The 5,573-nt window shown below is 39.4% G+C and carries 10 protein-coding genes and 1 pseudogene; 7 read left to right on the plus strand and 4 right to left on the minus strand.

Annotation, left to right across the window (positions count from 1 at the left end):
- Together WMO75_RS18640 and WMO75_RS18645 are read right to left on the minus strand one after the other, a co-directional pair.
- A pseudogene (locus WMO75_RS18640) lies at window positions 1-152 on the minus strand (relaxase/mobilization nuclease domain-containing protein); the annotation flags it as partial.
- Window positions 119-442, minus strand: a complete 324-nt coding sequence (locus WMO75_RS18645) for a MobC family plasmid mobilization relaxosome protein (protein WP_015528451.1) — start codon at window positions 440-442, stop codon at window positions 119-121. The gene WMO75_RS18645 and the pseudogene WMO75_RS18640, both read right to left, overlap by 34 nt.
- A 249-nt stretch (window positions 443-691) precedes the next feature.
- On the opposite strand from WMO75_RS18645, the gene WMO75_RS18650 reads away from it, so the two are divergent.
- Window positions 692-1,063, plus strand: a complete 372-nt coding sequence (locus WMO75_RS18650) for an MmcQ/YjbR family DNA-binding protein (protein WP_054335618.1) — start codon at window positions 692-694, stop codon at window positions 1,061-1,063.
- Window positions 1,063-1,494 (plus strand): flavodoxin family protein, encoded by a 432-nt coding sequence (locus WMO75_RS18655; protein ID WP_054335660.1) that lies wholly within the window; start codon window positions 1,063-1,065, stop codon window positions 1,492-1,494. Before WMO75_RS18650 ends, WMO75_RS18655 begins: the two co-directional genes overlap by 1 nt.
- Before the next feature lie 58 nt (window positions 1,495-1,552).
- Here the strand turns inward: WMO75_RS18655 and WMO75_RS18660 are convergent, their stop codons facing one another.
- Window positions 1,553-1,753, minus strand: coding sequence for a helix-turn-helix transcriptional regulator (locus WMO75_RS18660; RefSeq protein WP_054335619.1), 201 nt, complete (start codon window positions 1,751-1,753; stop codon window positions 1,553-1,555).
- Between the two features lie 57 nt (window positions 1,754-1,810).
- Window positions 1,811-2,545: an XRE family transcriptional regulator gene (locus tag WMO75_RS18665; protein WP_117457278.1), complete on the minus strand. Its 735-nt coding sequence runs from the start codon at window positions 2,543-2,545 to the stop codon at window positions 1,811-1,813.
- A gap of 192 nt (window positions 2,546-2,737) precedes the next feature.
- On the opposite strand from WMO75_RS18665, the gene dinB reads away from it, so the two are divergent.
- From dinB to WMO75_RS18690, 5 genes are all read left to right on the plus strand, one after another.
- A complete protein-coding gene (dinB, locus tag WMO75_RS18670) occupies window positions 2,738-3,985 on the plus strand; it encodes a DNA polymerase IV (protein ID WP_138344134.1) in 1,248 nt (415 codons plus the stop codon).
- A gap of 14 nt (window positions 3,986-3,999) precedes the next feature.
- The gene (locus tag WMO75_RS18675; RefSeq protein WP_117457280.1) at window positions 4,000-4,212 is read left to right on the plus strand and encodes a LexA family protein; all 213 of its coding nucleotides are present in this window, start codon (window positions 4,000-4,002) and stop codon (window positions 4,210-4,212) included.
- A 12-nt stretch (window positions 4,213-4,224) separates the two neighbouring features.
- The gene (locus tag WMO75_RS18680) at window positions 4,225-4,464 is read left to right on the plus strand and encodes a hypothetical protein (RefSeq protein WP_054335621.1); all 240 of its coding nucleotides are present in this window, start codon (window positions 4,225-4,227) and stop codon (window positions 4,462-4,464) included.
- Window positions 4,465-4,714: 250 nt separating this feature from the next.
- Window positions 4,715-5,287: an ArpU family phage packaging/lysis transcriptional regulator gene (locus WMO75_RS18685; RefSeq protein WP_227589477.1), complete on the plus strand. Its 573-nt coding sequence runs from the start codon at window positions 4,715-4,717 to the stop codon at window positions 5,285-5,287.
- 9 nt (window positions 5,288-5,296) lie between these two features.
- On the plus strand, window positions 5,297-5,573 hold a 277-nt coding region (locus WMO75_RS18690), incomplete at its 3' end, for a hypothetical protein (protein ID WP_349078721.1).

Genomic DNA, 5,573 nt, shown 5'->3' on the forward strand with positions numbered 1-5,573 from the left:
TCTCTTGTCATAGAAAATTCAAGATCTGCAGTTTCCGGGGAACAGCCAAAACTGGAAACTAACAGTTTTTCATCTGTCTTATCTGGATTTGTAATATAGTCCAGAGCTTTCTTGTCAGTTACCTTAATGGGGAAGATTTTAAGATACGCCATAATTCTTTCACCATCTCTTTCAATTCTTGCATTTCTTCTGGATATAGATCTCCGGTGGTATTTACCTTTTTTGCAATCTGGTTGATATTTACACCAATCTTGTGCATTTCCTCATACTGTTTCTTCAGTGGGGTGGTATCGGTGTTGACGATGTAACCGTCGATTGCCATCTTACGCAGATAAGCTCCCATGTTTTTGGTTTTTGATTCTATCATCTTCCTGCGTATAAGCTTCCTTTCTTCTTCGGTGACATAAAAATGGATTTCTTTGTTTCTCTTTCTTTCAGCCATTGGTGGGTTCTCCTTTCTGAGAGGACAGTAGTATCGTTGCTTTCAACGTTTTTCAATTTAGGGCAGGGTACCCTAAATTGGGATTTCCCGGAAGTGTATCCTCACTTCCTGTCCTTGCTGTTTTACCCCTCTATTAGTTAAAGTCAGGAGAACCGGGAAAATGCAAAAGAATTTGGCAGGTAGCACGGGAAGTGAAAATATGGTATGATTATGGGCAGGATATCAGGAGAATCAGGAGTTGAATAGATTGTGAAGAAAGAAGAAATTTTTGAATATGTGAAGAAACAGTATGGTACGATGCCGGAGTATTTATGGGCACAATCACCAGATAATGCTGTGTTGCGACATAAGAATGGAAAATGGTATGCTGTGGTCATGAGCGTTGAAAAATGCAAACTAGGATTAGAAGGAAATGAATTTGTCGATATTATGGATGTAAAATGTGATCCGGAAATGACAAGTATGATTATTCAGACCTTTGGATTTTTGCCAGGATACCATATGAACAAACAGCACTGGATCACAATTTTACTGGATGGTTCAGTAAGTGAAGCAAAGACATTAGATTTTTTGGATATGAGCTATGATATGATTGATGGGAATAGAGGAAAGGAAGAATGATGAGAAAGGTAATCGTATATTCATCTGTGCATCATGGAAACACAGAGAAATTAGTAAAGAGCATTGCAGAAGAGTGTCAGGTTGATTTGATTGATGCTGTAAAACAGCCAGATGCAGATCTGAGCAGTTATGATACGATTGGGTTTGCATCAGGAATCTATTTTTCAAAATTTCATCAGTCGATATTGGGATTTGCAGAGAAGAATCTACCGGACGACAAAGGGGTATTTCTGATCTGTACTTATGGTGGAAGTGCGAATTATAAATCCATAGAGCAGATTTTGGGCAAGAAGCATTCTACAGCAATCGGAAAATTCGGATGCAAGGGCTATGACACATTTGGCCCATTTAAACTGGTGGGTGGTATAGCAAAAGGACATCCAGATGGAAAAGATATAAAAAATGCAGTTGAGTTTGTAAAAGGACTCTAAATAGTTTAGCGAAAAAGAAAAACCGGGGAACAGTCCTCGGTTTTCTGATATTTGCGGTTCAGTCTTCAATTTGAAAAATCTCTTCTACTGGCATTTTCAGATAATGTGCCAGACGGATTGCAATTTCGAGAGAGGCATTTCGCTCACCACGCTCAATGCGTCCGATGGTATCACTGCAAGAACCGACAGCTTTTGCAAGATCTGCCTGAACGAGATTTCGTTCTTCACGGATATCTTTAAGTGTGTTGTTAATTGCCATTTTATCACTTCCTTTATTATTTTCAGCAAGAGCAGGCTAGAAGTCTGCAGTTGATCTTTAATGAAAACCAGGGATTTCTGCTCCTTTGCATTTTCCGATTACTTTCCCAAAGATTTTAAAAGAATCAGATTCATAAATCTGGATTGGATGATACTTTTCATTCAATGAAACCAGATAAACTCCATCCGGACCGTCATGTAGCTCTTTGATATAGGTATTGCCATTGAGATAGAAGATACCGATTTCACCGTTGGAGATACTGTCTTGTTTATGAACCCATGCAACATCTCCGGTATGATACATTGGTTCCATACTGTCACCAGATATACGGATTCCAAAATCCGTCTTTTCAGGTGCGAGATGACCGACATTGTAACTTTCTTTTACACTGTCTTCAATATAATTTCCAGTACCGGCAGAAGCTGGCTCTACTGCAATCGGCTGATAATTTTCAAATGGAATGATATCGGCTCTATGCGGAAGATACTTTCTGGACGCCCGCAGAAGATTGGCAAATTCAATAATCTTAGCTTTGCCGTCTTCATTCAAATTTTCCATGACATGATCAAATGGATTTTCACCTAAAAATTCTTCGTATATATCTTCAATATCTAAAATCTGACAAACTGTCAGGATTGTGTGTAAGGAGGGTTCTCTTGTTAGATTCTCCCATTTGGAGACTGCTTTCGTAGTAACTTCAATTCCTTCCTGAGCAAGTAAGTCCACCAGATCCGCCTGGGAGTAGCCTTTCCTTTTTCTGTTTTCTACTAATACTTCTCCGAAAGCACGCATATGTTCGCCTCATTTCTTTTTGATTTTTCTATATGCATTATAACCCGAATAAAATCAAAAATCAAGAAAAATCTCCGAAAAGGAGATAGTACGACCAAGATGTCGCTTGACTATCTCCAATACGGAGATATATACTAAGCATACAGAAATTGATAAGACAATAAACCAAACAGAGAGAAGGTGGTGGAGTTAATGGGAGACAGGACAATTCTTCATAGCGACATGAATTCATTTTATGCAAGTGTGGAAATGCTGCATCACCCGGAATTTGCCGGAATGCCTCTTGCAGTTGGCGGTGATCCGGAAGCCAGACATGGAATTGTGCTGACAGCAAATTATATTGCAAAGCGAAAAGGTGTAAAGACCGGAATGGCATTATGGCAGGCAAAACAGATTTGTCCGGAAATCATTTTTGTGCCACCACGGATGGACTTGTATTTGAGATTTTCACAGATGGCAAGAGAAATCTATTCGGAGTATACGGACAAGATCGAGCCATATGGGATTGATGAAGCCTGGCTGGATGTATCAGCCAGTAGAAATCTGAAAGGAAGCGGAATAACGATTGCAAGAGAAATCAGCCATCGGATTAAATACGAACTGGGTGTAACGGTAAGTATTGGAATTTCCTGGAATAAGATTTATGCGAAACTTGGTTCAGATTACAAAAAGCCAGATGCGATTACAGAGTTTAACCGGGAGAATTATAAAAGTATGATTTGGCAGCTTCCTGCATCGGATCTGCTTTATGTTGGAAGACAGACTCGGAAGAAACTTCAGAAGCTGGGGATTCGAACCATTGGGGAACTTGCAGAAAGTGATGAAGCAATGTTAGAAAGCCATTTTGGAAAGATGGGAATTGTGTTATGGTCATTTGCAAATGGCTGGGACGATGATCCAGTTTGCAAAGATGGGTATACAGCTCCGGTGAAGTCAATTGGTAATAGTACCACAACTCCAAGAGATTTAGAAGATGATCTGGATGTCTGGATCATTCAGATGGCACTGGCAGAAAGCGTTGCAGCAAGATTAAGAAAACATGGTTTTAAATGCAAAACGATAGAAATTACGGTCCGAGACAATGGCTTGTTTCGTTTTTCGAGGCAGAAACAATTACATCATCCAACAAATATAACAGATGAGATTGTTACAGCAGCATTTCAATTGTTTAAGGATTATTATAAATGGGAGCATCCAATCAGAAGCCTTGGTATTCGAGCAGTAGATCTTGTGTTGGATGATATTCCCGTCCAGTTGGAACTTTTTGGTAATCAAGAGAAACAGGAAAAATTGGAAAAGATGGATCGCACTGTAGATGAGATCAGACGACGGTTTGGGTATTTCAGTATACAGAGAGCAGTTATGTATCAGGATAAAGTCTTATCCCACTTGGACGCTGGTACACATACAGTTCATCCACACAGTTATTTTCATGGATAATGGGAGGGATAGATTTGAAACAGACATTAACCAGAAAACAGGAAGAAAGCTATCAGTGCATTTTGAATTATACGAAGGAGCATGGATATCCGCCGACAGTTCGGGAATTTGGAAAACTGATCGGAGTAAGATCAACGTCATCTGCTTTTTCCAGAATTAAGCAGTTGGAACAAAACGGATATATCCGAAGGATTCCGGCATCGCCAAGAGCAATAGAGATCTTATAGTGAGGTGTCGGTATGAATAAAGTGTATGTAGATGTAGTGGCAGAGTTTCGGAAAGACGGAAAACTGGTTCCTATATTTTTCACCTGGGAAGATGGAAGAAAATATAACATTGACAGAATTTTGAAAATTGAGCGATGTGCCAGCAGAAAGGCAGGCGGTGTAGGAATGATGTATACCTGTATGATACAGGGACAGGAAAGCCATTTGTTTTATGAAGTGGATAAATGGTTTATGGAGAGAAAAACAGCATAAGGAGAGATTGGTATAGACGATATTATTTGGATTATTAACCGGCAGGGATAGTCACTTTCCCTTTATATTCCTGTAGGTTTTACATAAGAAGATGGATTCCGGTCAGCAAAGGCAGCTCCCACAATGCCTTTTGGATATCCGCTTCTGCAAGTTGTAGTAAGTAATTGCTTCCCATCAAAATCATGGGGAAAGCGAACTGGTCTGAAAGACCGCCAGTTAGTGTGATGATGATAAGGAGATTTTGAAACTGATGACAGACAGAGATTATGCAATTAAATCAATGAAAGAGATTACCTTCCAGATGGCAAGCCATGCACAGGATTATCTGGAAGTAACGATGGAGAGACATTATACAGATATCAAGGAACTGATGACAAGCTATCAGAAATTGATTTTGGAAAATCAAATTGTGTTAGAAGAACTGGATATGGAATGCCAGGAGAAAATCAATGAAGATATGGCATATGCATTGAGTTATCTGAGCATTTATAACAACCAGCTGAATGTGCCAAAGATGCACCGGGAGATGAATAATCTGATGATTATTTATGGATTGTCGGACATGATCTATCGGGGAATGACTTTGGTGAAGTTCTATGCACCGAATGGTGTGATGCTCAGTGAAATCCTTCATTCCTGTTTTTGCAGTCATTATAATAAGACAGATGTGGAAGTACAACAGGAGTTAGGAATAGGCAGGACTTCTTTTTATAAAATGAAGAAGCAGGCACTTGGGTATTTAGGATTTTATTTTTATGAGATCGTGGTACCGCAGGCAAAGGATAAAAGATTTAAACCGTCACTGGGCGTTGAGGAAGAGTAGGTGAATAATATGAGATACGAAGATTCGATGAAAGGTGTAGCTGCTCAGATAATCAAAGAACAGCTGAGAGCCAGTAAAATTAAAAACAATCCAGAAGAGTTCCATTGGCATGATGAATATGCAACGTTGAATTTCTTTCGGTTTATCTGCAAAAATATCGGTAACTTGGGAAATGGAGAAATTGAAAAAATGGTCACACGCTTGAAAAGCATAGATCAGAAAGCAGTGGAAAACCATGTGAATGGTGCTGTTTGGGCATTTGATTATGATAAGATGTTCTGTGTAT

This window comes from Blautia intestinihominis (assembly GCF_040096655.1).
GTDB classification, from domain to species: domain Bacteria; phylum Bacillota; class Clostridia; order Lachnospirales; family Lachnospiraceae; genus Blautia_A; species Blautia_A intestinihominis.